Below are 13479 nucleotides of genomic sequence, written 5' to 3'. Positions count from 1 at the left end.
CAGGCGCTGAAAATGTTAAGGCAACAACACCACCGAGCCCGTCGTGCGTCGTGCCGACAGCTCGGTCTGCGCCTTCGCCGCGTCGACCAGCGGATAACGCTGGCTGATGTCCACGGTCAACTTGCCGCTGATGATCATCTCGAACAACTCGTCGGCCATGCGTTGCAGGTTCTCGGCGTTGTTCGCATAAGTGCCGAGGGTTGGCCGGGTCACGTACAGCGAGCCTTTACCCGCCAGGATCCCCAGGTTCACGCCGTCGACCGCGCCGGACGCATTACCGAAACTCACCACCAGCCCACGCGGCGCGACACTGTCGAGTGAAGTCAGCCAGGTGTCCTTGCCAACGCCGTCGTACACCACCGGGACTTTTTTGCCGTCGGTCAATTCAAGCACGCGCTGGGCGACGTTTTCGTGGCTGTAGTCGATGGTCGCCCAGGCACCGTTGGCTTTTGCCAGTGCAGCTTTCTCCGCCGAACTGACCGTACCGATCAGCTTCACGCCCAAGGCCCTGGCCCATTGGCAAGCCAGGGAGCCGACACCGCCCGCCGCGGCGTGGAACAGGATGGTTTCGCCACCCTTGAGTTCATAAGTCTGACGCAGCAGGTACTGCACGGTCAGGCCCTTGAGCATCACTCCGGCGGCCTGCTCGAAGCTGATGGCGTCCGGCAGTTTTACCAGATTGGCCTCGGGCAAGACGTGAACCTCGCTGTAGGCGCCCAGAGGGCCGCTGCCATAGGCCACACGATCGCCGATCCTGAAGCGGGTCACTTCACTGCCCACTGCCTCAACCACGCCCGCCCCTTCCGAGCCGACACCCGATGGCAGGGATGGTGGCGGGTACAGACCGCTGCGGTAATAGGTGTCGATGAAGTTCAGGCCGATGGCCTTGTTGGTCACGCGCACTTCCTTGGAACCTGGCTCGGCGGGTTGGTAATCCACATACTCGAGCACTTCGGGGCCGCCATGGGCACGGAACTGGATACGCTTTGCCATCAGAACTCTCCATAGGTCATTTTACCAAGCTCCCTATCGGACTCCTAAGCTTGATCTTCGTCAACTGCGACGGGTCGACTTGCGATGGTATGCTACGGACCCATTTGCGCAGGCTGAGCTCCAATGGAGCGCCGCGTAGTATTGCCCGATTCAAGGTGATGACATGACGACCCGCACCGAGGCCGTAAAAGCCTACCTGCTCGACCTGCAAGACCGTATTTGCTCCGCCCTGGAAGCTGAAGACGGTGGCACGCAATTCGTCGAAGACGCCTGGACCAGGCCGGCCGGTGGTGGCGGTCGTACCCGCGTGATCGAAAACGGCACGGTGATTGAAAAGGGAGGCGTCAACTTTTCCCATGTCTTCGGCAGTGGTCTGCCACCGTCCGCCAGCGCTCATCGTCCGGAACTGGCCGGCCGTGGCTTCGAAGCCCTCGGCGTGTCGCTGGTGATTCACCCGCACAACCCGCATGTGCCGACTTCCCACGCCAACGTGCGCTTTTTCATCGCTGAAAAAGAAGGTGAAGAAGCGGTCTGGTGGTTTGGCGGCGGCTTCGACCTGACCCCGTATTACGGCAACGAAGAAGACTGCATTCACTGGCACCGCGTCGCCGAGCAAGCCTGCGCGCCGTTCGGCCCGGATGTTTACCCGCGCTACAAGGCCTGGTGCGACAGCTACTTCCACATCAAGCATCGTCACGAGCCGCGTGGCATCGGTGGGCTGTTTTTCGACGACCTGAACGAGTGGGACTTCGACACCAGCTTCGCCTTCATGCGCGCTATCGGTGACGCGTACATCGACGCCTATCTGCCGATCGTGCAGCGCCGCAAGAACGATGCGTTCACCGTCAAACAGCGTGAGTTCCAGGAATTCCGCCGTGGTCGCTACGTTGAATTCAACCTGGTCTATGACCGCGGCACATTGTTCGGCCTGCAGTCAGGTGGTCGCACCGAATCGATTTTGATGTCCCTGCCGCCGCAAGTGCGCTGGGGTTACGACTGGAAGGCCGAGCCTGGCAGCGAAGAAGCGCGCCTGACCGAATATTTTCTGCAAGACCGCGATTGGTTGGCCGAAGCCTGAACGAGGAAACCTGATGGATCGTTATGTCGTATTCGGTAACCCGATTGGCCACAGCAAGTCACCGCTGATCCATCGCCTGTTCGCCGAGCAGACCGCGCAGAAGCTGGACTACAACACGCTGCTGGCACCACTCGACGACTTTTCCACTTGTGCCCGGACTTTTTTCCTTGAAGGGCGCGGCGCCAATGTGACGGTGCCGTTCAAGGAAGAAGCCTTTCGATTGGCGAACAGTCTGACGGCGCGGGCGCAGCGTGCCGGCGCGGTCAATACCTTGAGCAAACTGGCCGATGGCAGTCTGCTGGGCGACAACACCGACGGTGCTGGGTTGGTGCGGGATCTGACGGTCAATGCCGGGTTCAGTCTCAAGGGCAAACGCATCCTGTTGCTCGGTGCTGGTGGTGCGGTGCGTGGTGCGCTGGAGTCGCTGCTGGCCGAGCAACCGGCATCGGTGATCATCGCCAACCGCACGCTGGACAAGGCCGAACTGCTGGCGGAGCTGTTTGGCGATCTGGGGCCGGTCTCGGCCAGCGGTTACGACTGGTTGCAGGAGTCGGTGGACCTGATCATCAATGCGACCTCCGCGAGCCTGACGGGCGATGTGCCGCCGATTGCGCCCAGCCTGATCGAACCCGGAAAAACGGTGTGCTACGACATGATGTACGGCAAGGAACCGACCTCGTTCTGCCGCTGGGCCAGCGAACACGGGGCCGCGGTGGCGATGGATGGCTTGGGGATGCTGGCCGAGCAAGCGGCGGAAGCGTTTTTCCTGTGGCGCGGAGTGCGACCGGATACGGCGCCGGTGCTGGCTGAGTTGCGTCGGCAACTGGCCCTTTAACAGCTTGATGAGCAAGCCTGTTCCTACACTGGATTTGTGAATGACACAGATCAAATGTGGGAGCGAGTGAAGTCGGATTAATCCTCAAACCGGATCGGGCATTTCTCCGCCCCTTCCAGCTTCCTCAACTCTTCCACCACCTGCGGCCGGGCCCGGCGCAATGTCAGGCTGCGGTCCTGGCGCAGCAGGCGCCGCGCTTCCTGATGCAGCATTTCCACCCCTGAATAGTCGATGAAGTTGATCTGCTGCGCCTCGATCACCACGCGCGCGCCGTGCATGCGTTGCAGGCGTACTTGCAGGTAATGGCTGGCACCGAAAAAGATCGAGCCCCCTACCCGCAGAATGTCTTCCTCGCCATCTTGCACGTGCTGCACCCGTGGTTGCGATGTGCGTTTGAGGTAGAAAAAAAGCGAGGCCAGCACACCGGCGTAGATCGCCGTCTGCAACTCCAGCAGCAGCGTGGCGACGCAGGTCAGCGCCATGACCAGAAATTCGGCACGGCTGACCCGCAGCAACGCACGTATGCCGCGATGGTCCAGCAGTCCCCAGGCGATCAACAGAATGCTGCCCGCCATGGCCGGAATCGGTATGTGTTCGATCAGTCGCGCGCCAAAAATGGCGAACAGCGCTACCCACAGTGCGGAAAAAATCCCCGCCAGCGGCGAACAGGCACCGGCCTCGTAGCTCAGTCCGGTGCGGGTAAAAGAACCGGCAGACAAGGAGCCGGAAAAAAACGCACCGACGATATTCGACAAGCCCTGGGCGCGAACTTCCTGGTTGGCATCAAGTAATTGCTGCGAACGTGCGGAGATCGAGCGGGCAATCGACAGGCTGGTCACCAGCCCGAGCATGCCCACTGCCACGGCGCTTGGCAGCAGGCGCAGGATCAGGTCAAGGTCCAGCGGCAACGGGCTGAATGGCGGCAGCTTGCCGGTAAAGGCGCTGACCAGTTGCACATGGCCGAACATCGATGGCCAAAGCCAGACCAGCAATGCACCCAGCACCAGAGTGATCATTAGCGTCGGCCAGCGTGGCAACCACAGCTTGAGGATCACGCCCACCACGACCGTCGCCAGCCCCAGCGCCAGCGAAGGTTTGTCCATTTCGCCGAGATGGCGCAACAACGTGATGAAACTGTCCAGCGCGGTGGCCTGGCTGGGCAAGTCCAGCCCCAGCAGGTTAGGTAATTGACCGATGGCAATCACCACGGCAGCACCAAGGGTGAAGCCGAGTACCACCGAGTGAGAGACGAAATTCACCAGCGCGCCAAACCGCAGCAAGCCCAGCAGCCACTGAAAGATGCCGGCAAGAAATGTCAGTAACAGGATCAGCATGACGTAGTCCTGCGACACTGGAACGGCCAGAGGACTGACGCTGGCGTACAGGACAATCGAGATGGCCGCCGTAGGACCGCAGATCAAATGCCACGACGAACCCCACAGGCAGGCGATCAGCACCGGGATGATTGCGGCATACAGGCCGTATTCCGGTGGGAGGCCGGCAATCAGTGCGTAGGCGATGGATTGCGGCAACGCGAGAATCGCGCCGCTGAGGCCGACGATCAGGTCTCGGCCGACGCTGGCGCGGGTTTGCCGGGGTAGCCAGGTGAGGAACGGGAAGAGTGAATGGCGGCTGGGAAGGGCCATGGGGCCTCTCGGTGAACGACTGTAATTGCGTCAGGGTGGTATTTCAGAGGCTGCAGCGCAAGGGCAAACATCCATTCGCGAGCAGGCTCGCTCCCACAGGGAGTGCGCGGACTTGCTCGCGAAGGCGTCTTTGAGCCTTAAAGCTTGGCTTTGACCGCCGGCAACGCATCTTGCCCATCCACGGTCTTCACGCCGTCGAGCCATTTATCCAGCACCGCCGGGTTGGCTTTGATCCACGCTTTGGCCGCGTCGGCGTTGCTGACCTTGTTGTTCACCACCTCGGCCATGATGCTGTTCTCCATGTCCTGGGTGAAGCTCAGGTTGGTCAGCAGTTTGCCGACGTTCGGGCAGGCCTGTGCATAACCTTTGCGGGTCAGGGTGTGGACGGTCCCGGTGTCACCAAAGTATTTCTCGCCGCCCTTGAGGTAATGCATTTTCAGTTGCACGTTCATCGGGTGCGGGGTCCAACCGAGGAAAGTCACGAATTTCTGTTTTTTCACTGCGCGGGACACTTCCGCCAGCATTGCCTGTTCGCTGGACTCGACCAGTTTCCACTGGCCCATGTCGAAATCGTTTTTCTTGATGATCTCTTGCAGCGAGATGTTCGCCGGTGCGCCGGAGCCTATGCCGTAGATCTTGCGGTCGAACTTGTCGGCGTATTTGTTCAGGTCGGCAAAGTCATGCACACCTGCGTCCCATACGTAGTCCGGCACGGCGAGGGTGAATTCGGTGCCGTCGAGGTTCTTCGCCAATTGCGTGACATCACCGCTGGCGACGAATTTGTCATAGAAGCCCTGCTGCGCCGGCATCCAGTTACCCAGGAATACATCGACCTGGCCGTCCTTGAGCCCGCCAAAGGTGATCGGCACCGCGAGTGTGTCGACCTTGGCCTTGTAGCCCATGCCGTCCAGCAGAAACCCGGTGATGGCATTGGTTGCGGCGATGTCGCTCCAGCCCGGATCGGCCATCTTCACCGTTTCGCAACTCTGATCGGCAAACGCCGATGCACTGCCCAGTGCCAGGAGCCCGACCGTCAGTACTATGGATAACTTTTGCATGGACTTCCCCTTAACATTATTGGTTTTGGCAGGGTTGTGGATAACGTGCTTTACGCTCCAGATCGTCGAGGTCGATGTGGTTACGCATGTATTGCTGACTGGCGTCCACCAGCGGCTGGTGATCCCAGCTCTTCAGCTTGCCGAGGGTCAGCGCCTCGGCCACGAAACGCCGACGTCGCTGGCTGGCGAGCACTTGCTGGTGAATCGCCGGAATATTCCACTTGGCCCGCGCTTCGGCGAGAAAATCGTCGAACAACTGGCGATGTTGCGTCGAATGGCTGAGTTCTTCCCGTTCGTGAGGGTCATTGTGTACATCGAAGAGCAGGCAAGGGTCGTCTTCGCTGTAGATGAATTTGTAGGCACCTCGGCGGATCATCATCAACGGGCTGATGGTGCCTTCGGCCATGTATTCGCCGAATACCTCGTCGTGTCCGCCCAGCCCTTGCAGGTGCGGAACCAGCGAGCGGCCATCCAGCGGCAAGCCCGGCTCCAGTGAGCCACCGGCCAGTTCGACGAGTGTCGGTAGCAGGTCGGCGGTCGAAACGCTGGCGCTGACCCGACCGGCACCGAATTGCCCCGGCGCGCTGATCAACAAGGGGACCCGTGCGGCCATTTCGAACCAGTGCATTTTGTACCAGAGCCCGCGCTCGCCGAGCATGTCGCCGTGGTCACCGGAGAACACGATGATGGTGTCATCGATCAGCTCGGTATCTTCGAGGGTTTGCAGGAGTTTGCCGACGTTGCTGTCGATATAGCTGCACGCGCCGAAATAGGCGCGGCGGGCATCGCGTATCTTGTCCACAGGCAGAGGCTTGTCCCACAGGTCATAGACCTTGAGCAAACGTTGCGAGTGCGGATCGAGATCGTACTGCTCCGGCGTCGCAGGCAGCGGGATGTCAGCGTCGTCGTACAGATCCCAGAAGGCTTTGGGAATCGTGTACGGGTCGTGTGGGTGAGTCATCGAAACGGTCAGGCAGAACGGCTGGTCGCCATCTTCGCGGATATGGTCGAACAGGTACTGCTGGGCCTTGAACACCACCTCTTCGTCGAAATCCAGCTGATTGGTGCGCACGCACGGGCCGGCTTGCAGCACCGACGACATGTTGTGATACCAGGTCGGGCGTACGTCCGGCTCGTCCCAGTTCACTGCCCAGCCGTAGTCGGCCGGGTAAATATCACTGGTCAGGCGTTCTTCGTAGCCATGCAACTGGTCCGGCCCACAGAAATGCATCTTGCCCGAGAGGGCGGTGTGGTAGCCGAGGCGACGCAGGTAATGGGCATAAGTCGGTACGTCGGCGGGGAAATCGGCGGCATTGTCGTAGGCGCCGATCTTGCTCGGCAACTGGCCGCTGACCAGGGTGAAACGCGACGGCGCACACAGTGGGCTGTTGCAATAAGCCGAGTCAAACACCACGCCTTGTTCGGCGAGGCGGCTCAGATGGGGCAGCTTGATCGGCGATGGACCGTAGAACGGCAACATTGGCGCGGCCATTTGATCGGCCATGATGAAAAGAATGTTCTTGCGCTTCATGTGATCGCGGCATTCCATAGTGGATGTTTATGCGAGAGTGCTGGCTTCGAGAATGAAACCCTCGCTTGCTGCGGTAAAGCCCATGTACGGCAATGACTAGGATAAGCACAGCTTATGTATGACACCCTTGGTGACCTGTCACTGGATCTGCTTCGTGCCTTCGAAGCGGCGGCCCGACAGCACAGCTTCACGGCTGCGGCGGTTGAACTGGGCACCACACAACCGGCTATCAGCCAGCAGATCAAGCGCCTGGAGGAACAGCTGGCGACACGCCTGTTCGACCGCATTTATCGCGGCATAGAACTGACCGAGGCCGGACAGATTCTTTACGAGCAGGTTCAGCTCGGTTTGCAGAATATCGACGCAGGATTGAGCGCAATCAGCGCACAACGGCAGCATGAAGTGTTGCAGGTTGCCACCGATTTTGCCTTCGCCGCCTATTGGTTGATGCCGCGACTGCATCGCTTTCACGCGGCCAATCCGCAGGTGGACGTCAGCCTGGTCACCAGTGAACGCAGCCATAACATGCTACGTACCGATATCGATGTGGCGGTACTGTTTGGCGATGGCCGCTTCAAGCAGGGTGAAAGCCATTGGCTGTTCAGCGAGGAAGTGTTTCCAGTGTGCAGCCCACAGTTGTTGAGCGAGCGGACTTTGCCCTTGCCGGCCCAGGCATTGCTGGAGTTTCCGTTGCTGCACCTGCGCGGGGAACACAGCAGTAACTGGTTCGACTGGAGCGGTGTGTTCCGCGAGTTGGGCATCACCTCGGCCCCGGCGCCCGGGCAATTGCGCTTCGACAATTACACCTTGTTGATTCAGGCTGCGATTGGCGGCCAAGGCGTGGCCATTGGCTGGCGCCACCTTGTGGATAACTTGCTGGCCCAGGGTTTGTTGTGTCGACCGATTGCCGAAACCGCGATGTCCAGGCTGGGCTACTACGTGGTCCTGCCACAACGCAAACGGCGCGGAGCATTGATCCAGCAGTTTGTGGACTGGCTGATGGCCGAGCAGGCCAGCAGTGCTGAGTCGTTGTCGGGGCTGTCATTGCCTTCGATTGCGGTGTGAAACGTGAAAAGATCGCAGCCTGTGCCGCGTGATCTGCTCGACCGGATTTAGAGGATTGCCAATGCAACGCATAACGGGCTACCACGCCCATGTCTATTTCGACGCCAGCACCATCGATCAGGCGCGAGCCTTGTGTGAGCAGGCGGCGCAATTGTTTCCACTGAAAATGGGCCGCGTGCACGAGCGCCCGGTAGGTCCGCATCCGGACTGGAGCTGCCAGTTGGCATTCGGGCCACAGGTGCTGGGCGACGTGCTGCCGTGGCTGGCGCTCAACCGCAACGGGCTGGTGGTGTTCCTGCACCCGGACACCGGCGACGATTTGCTTGATCACACCGAGCACGCGATCTGGATGGGCGCAATCCGTCCGCTTGACCTGTCTGTTTTCTGATCAGAGTGTTTCTTCAGCCTCACCGGGCAAGTGTTCGTCCAGATGCAGCCATGACAGGCGGCTGTCGGTCCAGATGTGTCGCTCGGCCGGTGCTTGCTCGGGATGATCGAGGGTGGCGATGGTCAGGTCGATGCTGTCCGGGCTCAGGTGTGTCACCACCGCCAGTTGCGCCCCACAGTGGCCACAGAAATATCGTGCGCAGGTGGATGAAGAATCGTACCGCGACGGCGTCCCGGCCAGCCATTGAAAGGCGGATGCCGGCACGGTGATCCAGGTGGTCACGATGCCGCCGCTGACCCGTCGGCAAATCGAGCAATGGCAGTGGACGATATCCTGCAGCGGCCCGCTGAATTGATAGCGCAGTTGCCCGCAGTGGCAGCCGCCGGTGTGAAGTTCGCCCATGTTACGACCTCCCGCCCTGTGTTCAGGGACTTGAAACCCAATCCGACGATCGGTTGCACATCCGGTCCTTGCTTTCATTGGCGAAAGCTGGCTGAAAGCTTCCCCGATTAGGATCGCCGCCACTACCGGCAAAAGACCGGTGGCCAATGCAAGCGTTCGATTGTTTGCCAGGCCCATTTAACAACAACAATGGTGATTCTGATGTCCTCCTCTACCCGCCGCTTCGCTGTAACTCCATCCGTACGTCTCGTGCTTCCCGTACTGCGCTGATCTCGCCCGGTCCGCCCATTCCCTAGTCGCGCTACGCCTGGAGTATTCCCATGCTGACTTTCCTTGGCTTCGCCATGGTCATCACGTTCATGTTCCTGATCATGACCAAGCGCCTTTCCGCGCTGATCGCCCTGATCATCATTCCGATCATCTTCGCCCTGTTCGGCGGTTTTTCGCCGAAGATAGGCCCGATGATGCTCGAAGGCATCACCAAGCTTGCGCCAACCGGCGTGATGCTGATGTTCGCCATCCTGTACTTCGCCCTGATGATCGACTCCGGTCTGTTCGACCCGGCTGTGCGCAAGATCCTCAAGCTGGTCAAGGGCGACCCGCTGAAAGTTTCGGTCGGCACCGCCGTACTGGCGCTGATCGTGTCCATGGACGGTGATGGCGCCACCACTTACATGATCTGCGTGGCCGCCATGCTGCCGCTCTACAGCCGTATCGGCATGAGCCCGCGGATCATGGCCGGTCTGATCATCCTCGCCGGTGGCGTGATGAACATGACCCCATGGGGCGGCCCGACCGCTCGCGCTGCCAGTGCGTTGCATGTGGACCCGTCCGACATCTTCGTACCGATGATTCCTGCGATGCTGGCCGGTGTGGTGGCGATCCTGGTCATTGCCTACTTCTACGGCAAGCGTGAGCGTGCACGCCTGGGTGAACTGCACCTGGTGGGCGATGAAATCGACCACAGTGAAATTAGCGTTTCGCAGTTCCCGGATGCCCGTCGTCCGAACCTGATCTGGTTCAACGGCGCCCTGACCCTGGCCCTGATGGGCGCCCTGATTGCCGGTCTGTTGCCGTTGCCGGTGCTGTTCATGGTGGCGTTCAGTATCGCCATGATCGTCAACTATCCTTGCCTGCAACAGCAGAAGGATCGCGTCGCGGCTCACGCTGGTAGCGTACTGGCCGTGGTCGGGCTGATCTTTGCGGCCGGCATCTTCACCGGTATCCTGACCGGCACCGGGATGGTCGATGCGATGTCGAAAAGCCTGCTGGCGGTGATTCCGGACTTCCTCGGCCCGTACCTGGCGGTGATCACGGCGCTGGTGAGCATGCCGTTCACCTTCTTCATGTCGAACGATGCATTTTATTACGGCGTATTACCGGTACTTGCCGAAGCCGCGAGCCATTACGGTATAACCGCGGTGGAAATGGCACGTGCCTCGATCGTCGGTCAGCCCGTCCACCTGTTGAGCCCGCTGGTTCCATCAACTTATCTGTTGGTGGCTCTGGCCGGCATCGATTTCGGTGACCACCAGCGCTTCACTCTCAAGTGGGCCGTGCTGGTTTGTACCTGCATACTGATTGCTGCTTTGCTATTGGGGACTTTCCCGGTGTTCAGCACTCTATAAGCCCAAGACTCACCACTTCGGGTCCAGGCTTCGCTGTTTGAAGCCCGGGCCCTTTGTGGTTTAACAATCGCTCAAAGGAATACACATGGAATGGCTGACCAACCCTGAAATCTGGGTTGCCTTCTTTACCCTGACCGCCCTGGAAATCGTCCTGGGTATCGATAACATCATCATGATTTCGATTCTGGTCAGCCGCATGCCCAAGCACATGCAGGCGCGCACCCGGATTTTCGGTCTGGCGCTGGCCATGGTCACGCGGATTCTGTTGTTGCTGTCGATCACGTGGGTCATGCGACTCACGGCGGACCTGTTCGTGGTGTTCGGTCAGGGTATTTCCGGGCGAGACCTGATCCTGTTCTTCGGTGGTCTGTTCCTGCTGTGGAAGAGCTCGCAAGAGATGTACCACGCGCTGGAAGGTGAAGACGAAACCAACGAAGAGCCTTCGGGCAAGGGCGGCAACTTCCTCTACACCATCATTCAGATCGCGATCATCGACATCGTGTTCTCCCTGGACTCGGTGATCACTGCGGTTGGCATGGTGTCCCACGTACCGGTCATGGTCGCGGCAATCATCGTGGCGGTGCTGGTGATGATGTGGGCATCCGGCACCATCAGTGAGTTCATCGACAAGCACCCATCGCTGAAGATGCTGGCCCTGTCGTTCCTGTTGATCGTCGGTACGGTGCTGATTGCCGAATCCTTCGACGTGCACGTGCCAAAAGGTTACGTCTACTTCGCCATGGCGTTCTCGCTGGCAGTGGAAGCGATCAACATCAGGATGCGCACAGCCATTGCAAAAAAGAAGGCGCAGCAGGCTCCGGTGAAACTGCGCAAGGACATTCCGGGCCAGTAACCCGGTAGTACGCAACACCCTGTGGGAGCGGGCTTGCTCGCGATGGCGCTCTGTCAGTCAACATCAATGTTGAAGCTGATGGCCTCATCGCGAGCAGGCTCGCTCCCACTTTGTTTTGGGCTGGTTGCATGAAGCGGATTTCATGACGGTTTTGTTTCAATCCCTTCTTTGGCTATGCGATGCTGGCGCGCAGGCCGTTAGCCAACTACAGCTTAAGTACAGAACGTAGAACGTCGCGCGGCACCGTCAACTTGCTCCTTTGGGGCGCTACACCACAGGGGGCCGGTATGCTCACCCTGCTCAATTTGCTTTCTGCCGTGGCCCTGCTGATCTGGGGCACGCACATCGTCCGGACCGGCATCCTGCGGGTCTACGGCACCAATCTGCGCCATGTCATTGGCCAAAACATGTCCAACCGCTGGCTGGCTTTCGTCTCCGGGATCGTCGTGACGGCAATGGTCCAGAGCAGCAACGCCACCGCCATGCTTGTCACTTCTTTTGTCGGCCAGGGCCTGATGGCGCTTACGCCAGCGTTGGTCACCATGCTCGGTGCCGATGTCGGTACGGCGCTGATGGCGCGGGTGCTGACGTTCGATCTGTCGTGGCTGTCGCCGCTGCTGATCTTTGTCGGGGTGATTTTCTTTCTGTCGCGCAAGCAGACCCGACTCGGGCAGATGGGCCGTGTCGCCATTGGCCTGGGCTTGATCATTCTGGCGTTACAACTGATTGTCGAAGCGGCGCACCCGATTACCCATGCCAAAGGGGTGAAGGTGATTTTCGCCTCGCTCACTGGAGACATCCTGCTGGACGCTCTGGTTGGCGCGCTGTTCGCGATGATGTCCTATTCCAGCCTGGCCGCCGTACTGCTGACTGCGACTCTGGCGGGTGCCAATGTGATCAGCCTGCCGGTGGCCATCGGGCTGGTGATCGGCGCCAATATCGGCAGCGGCGTGCTCGCCTTCCTCAGCACCAGCATGCAGAACGCCGCCGGGCGCCAAGTGGCGCTGGGCAGCCTGCTGTACAAACTGATTGGTCTTTTATTGATCATTCCGGTGCTCGATCCGTTGGTGCACTGGCTCGATGGGCTCGATTTCAGCCCTCAGGAAATGGTCATTGGCTTTCACCTGCTCTACAACACCGTGCGTTGCCTGATCCTGTTGCCCAGTGTCGGGCCGATGGCCAGGTTTTGTGCCTGGGTGCTGCCGGAGCGCCCGCAGGCCAACGGCACGGCCAAGCCCCGGCACCTTGACCCAACGGCATTGGTCACCCCCGGTTTGGCGTTGGCCAACGCGGCTCGGGAAACCCTGCGCATGGGCGACCTGATCGACAGCATGCTCGAAGCCATGCTCGACGTTTTGCGCGGAAAGCAAACCGCCGTCACCCAGGAAATGCGACGCCTGACCGACGATGTCGAAGCGCTGTACAGCGCGATCAAATTGTATCTGGCGCAAATGCCCCGGGAAGATCTCAGCGATCAGGACAGCCGACGCTGGGCGGAAATCATCGAACTGGCGATCAACCTGAAACTCGCCAGCGATTTGATCGAACGCATGCTGCGCAAGGTCCAGCAGCAGAAAACTTCGCAGCGCCGGTCGTTTTCCGAAGTCGGGCTGGACGAATTGACCGGGTTGCATACTCAGTTGATTTCCAACCTGCGGCTCGGGATGTCGGTGTTTCTCAGCGCCGACCCGGAAAGTGCCCGGCAACTGGTGCGTGAGAAACGTCGTTTCCGCGCACAGGAACGGCGCCTGGCCCATGCTCATGTCAGCCGCTTGCAACGTAAAATCGTGCAAAGTATCGAAACCAGTTCGCTGCACCTGGAGCTGATCGCCGACATGAAGCGTCTGAATTCGCTGTTTTGCAGCAGTGCCTACGTGGTTCTGGAAACATCCGACACCGGCGCACTGGTGGTCGACGATTTGACTGACATTACTCATTCACCCTGAACGTCCACAGTTGCCTGAAGTCTGTTGAACTTACGCTAGCCGTACGGAACCTCGTT

12 protein-coding genes are annotated in these 13479 nt (G+C 59.7%); 7 read left to right on the top strand and 5 right to left on the bottom strand.

The window, feature by feature from the left end; genetic code table 11:
- Nucleotides 1–15 precede the first annotated feature (15 nt).
- On the bottom strand, nucleotides 16–993 hold the full coding sequence (locus CAF65_RS09635) for an NADPH:quinone reductase (RefSeq protein ID WP_085716090.1): 978 nt from the start codon (nucleotides 991–993) through the stop codon (nucleotides 16–18).
- Nucleotides 994–1156: 163 nt separating this feature from the next.
- On the opposite strand from CAF65_RS09635, the gene hemF reads away from it, so the two are divergent.
- A complete protein-coding gene (gene hemF / locus CAF65_RS09630) occupies nucleotides 1157–2071 on the top strand; it encodes an oxygen-dependent coproporphyrinogen oxidase (protein ID WP_085716089.1) in 915 nt (304 codons plus the stop codon).
- A gap of 13 nt (nucleotides 2072–2084) precedes the next feature.
- Nucleotides 2085–2906 carry a shikimate dehydrogenase gene (gene aroE / locus CAF65_RS09625; RefSeq protein WP_085716088.1) on the top strand — a complete coding sequence of 274 codons (822 nt, stop codon included), beginning with the start codon at nucleotides 2085–2087 and terminating at the stop codon, nucleotides 2904–2906.
- A gap of 77 nt (nucleotides 2907–2983) precedes the next feature.
- Here aroE and CAF65_RS09620 read toward each other — a convergent pair whose 3' ends face one another.
- The 3 genes from CAF65_RS09620 to betC all read right to left on the bottom strand — a co-directional run bounded on the left by CAF65_RS09620 (nucleotide 2984) and on the right by betC (nucleotide 7141).
- Nucleotides 2984–4552, bottom strand: coding sequence for a SulP family inorganic anion transporter (locus tag CAF65_RS09620; RefSeq protein WP_085716087.1), 1569 nt, complete (start codon nucleotides 4550–4552; stop codon nucleotides 2984–2986).
- Between the two features lie 137 nt (nucleotides 4553–4689).
- Nucleotides 4690–5610: a choline ABC transporter substrate-binding protein gene (gene choX, locus CAF65_RS09615; protein ID WP_085716086.1), complete on the bottom strand. Its 921-nt coding sequence runs from the start codon at nucleotides 5608–5610 to the stop codon at nucleotides 4690–4692.
- A gap of 16 nt (nucleotides 5611–5626) precedes the next feature.
- The gene (betC, locus tag CAF65_RS09610; protein WP_085716085.1) at nucleotides 5627–7141 is read right to left on the bottom strand and encodes a choline-sulfatase; all 1515 of its coding nucleotides are present in this window, start codon (nucleotides 7139–7141) and stop codon (nucleotides 5627–5629) included.
- Nucleotides 7142–7255: 114 nt separating this feature from the next.
- Between betC and CAF65_RS09605 the strand changes: the two genes are divergently transcribed.
- Nucleotides 7256–8206 carry a LysR family transcriptional regulator gene (locus tag CAF65_RS09605; protein WP_085716084.1) on the top strand — a complete coding sequence of 317 codons (951 nt, stop codon included), beginning with the start codon at nucleotides 7256–7258 and terminating at the stop codon, nucleotides 8204–8206.
- A gap of 61 nt (nucleotides 8207–8267) precedes the next feature.
- Complete coding sequence (locus CAF65_RS09600; RefSeq protein WP_085716083.1) at nucleotides 8268–8594, top strand: DOPA 4,5-dioxygenase family protein; 327 nt, start codon at nucleotides 8268–8270, stop codon at nucleotides 8592–8594.
- Here the strand turns inward: CAF65_RS09600 and CAF65_RS09595 are convergent, their stop codons facing one another.
- Nucleotides 8595–8996, bottom strand: coding sequence for a GFA family protein (locus CAF65_RS09595; RefSeq protein ID WP_085716082.1), 402 nt, complete (start codon nucleotides 8994–8996; stop codon nucleotides 8595–8597).
- Between the two features lie 320 nt (nucleotides 8997–9316).
- On the opposite strand from CAF65_RS09595, the gene CAF65_RS09590 reads away from it, so the two are divergent.
- The 3 genes from CAF65_RS09590 to CAF65_RS09580 all read left to right on the top strand — a co-directional run bounded on the left by CAF65_RS09590 (nucleotide 9317) and on the right by CAF65_RS09580 (nucleotide 13423).
- A complete protein-coding gene (locus tag CAF65_RS09590) occupies nucleotides 9317–10624 on the top strand; it encodes a CitMHS family transporter (RefSeq protein ID WP_085716081.1) in 1308 nt (435 codons plus the stop codon).
- A gap of 85 nt (nucleotides 10625–10709) precedes the next feature.
- Entirely contained in the window at nucleotides 10710–11477 is a 768-nt protein-coding gene (locus tag CAF65_RS09585) for a TerC family protein (RefSeq protein WP_085716080.1), read from the top strand.
- A 287-nt stretch (nucleotides 11478–11764) separates the two neighbouring features.
- Nucleotides 11765–13423, top strand: a complete 1659-nt coding sequence (locus CAF65_RS09580) for a Na/Pi cotransporter family protein (RefSeq protein ID WP_085716079.1) — start codon at nucleotides 11765–11767, stop codon at nucleotides 13421–13423.
- Nucleotides 13424–13479: the final 56 nt, after the last annotated feature.

The sequence above is a fragment of the Pseudomonas sp. B28(2017) genome (genome assembly GCF_002113025.1).
In the GTDB taxonomy this organism is placed as follows: domain Bacteria; phylum Pseudomonadota; class Gammaproteobacteria; order Pseudomonadales; family Pseudomonadaceae; genus Aquipseudomonas.
This window is presented reverse-complemented; position numbering and strand designations above follow the sequence as displayed.

Coding starts and splice junctions, on each gene's coding strand:
- aroE (WP_085716088.1), top strand. CDS start 2,085: ATGGATCGTTATGTCGTATTCGGTAACCCGATTGGCCACAGCAAGTCA.
- CAF65_RS09595 (WP_085716082.1), bottom strand. CDS start 8,996: ATGGGCGAACTTCACACCGGCGGCTGCCACTGCGGGCAACTGCGCTAT.
- choX (WP_085716086.1), bottom strand. CDS start 5,610: ATGCAAAAGTTATCCATAGTACTGACGGTCGGGCTCCTGGCACTGGGC.
- CAF65_RS09580 (WP_085716079.1), top strand. CDS start 11,765: ATGCTCACCCTGCTCAATTTGCTTTCTGCCGTGGCCCTGCTGATCTGG.
- hemF (WP_085716089.1), top strand. CDS start 1,157: ATGACGACCCGCACCGAGGCCGTAAAAGCCTACCTGCTCGACCTGCAA.
- betC (WP_085716085.1), bottom strand. CDS start 7,141: ATGAAGCGCAAGAACATTCTTTTCATCATGGCCGATCAAATGGCCGCG.
- CAF65_RS09585 (WP_085716080.1), top strand. CDS start 10,710: ATGGAATGGCTGACCAACCCTGAAATCTGGGTTGCCTTCTTTACCCTG.
- CAF65_RS09620 (WP_085716087.1), bottom strand. CDS start 4,552: ATGGCCCTTCCCAGCCGCCATTCACTCTTCCCGTTCCTCACCTGGCTA.
- CAF65_RS09605 (WP_085716084.1), top strand. CDS start 7,256: ATGTATGACACCCTTGGTGACCTGTCACTGGATCTGCTTCGTGCCTTC.
- CAF65_RS09600 (WP_085716083.1), top strand. CDS start 8,268: ATGCAACGCATAACGGGCTACCACGCCCATGTCTATTTCGACGCCAGC.
- CAF65_RS09590 (WP_085716081.1), top strand. CDS start 9,317: ATGCTGACTTTCCTTGGCTTCGCCATGGTCATCACGTTCATGTTCCTG.
- CAF65_RS09635 (WP_085716090.1), bottom strand. CDS start 993: ATGGCAAAGCGTATCCAGTTCCGTGCCCATGGCGGCCCCGAAGTGCTC.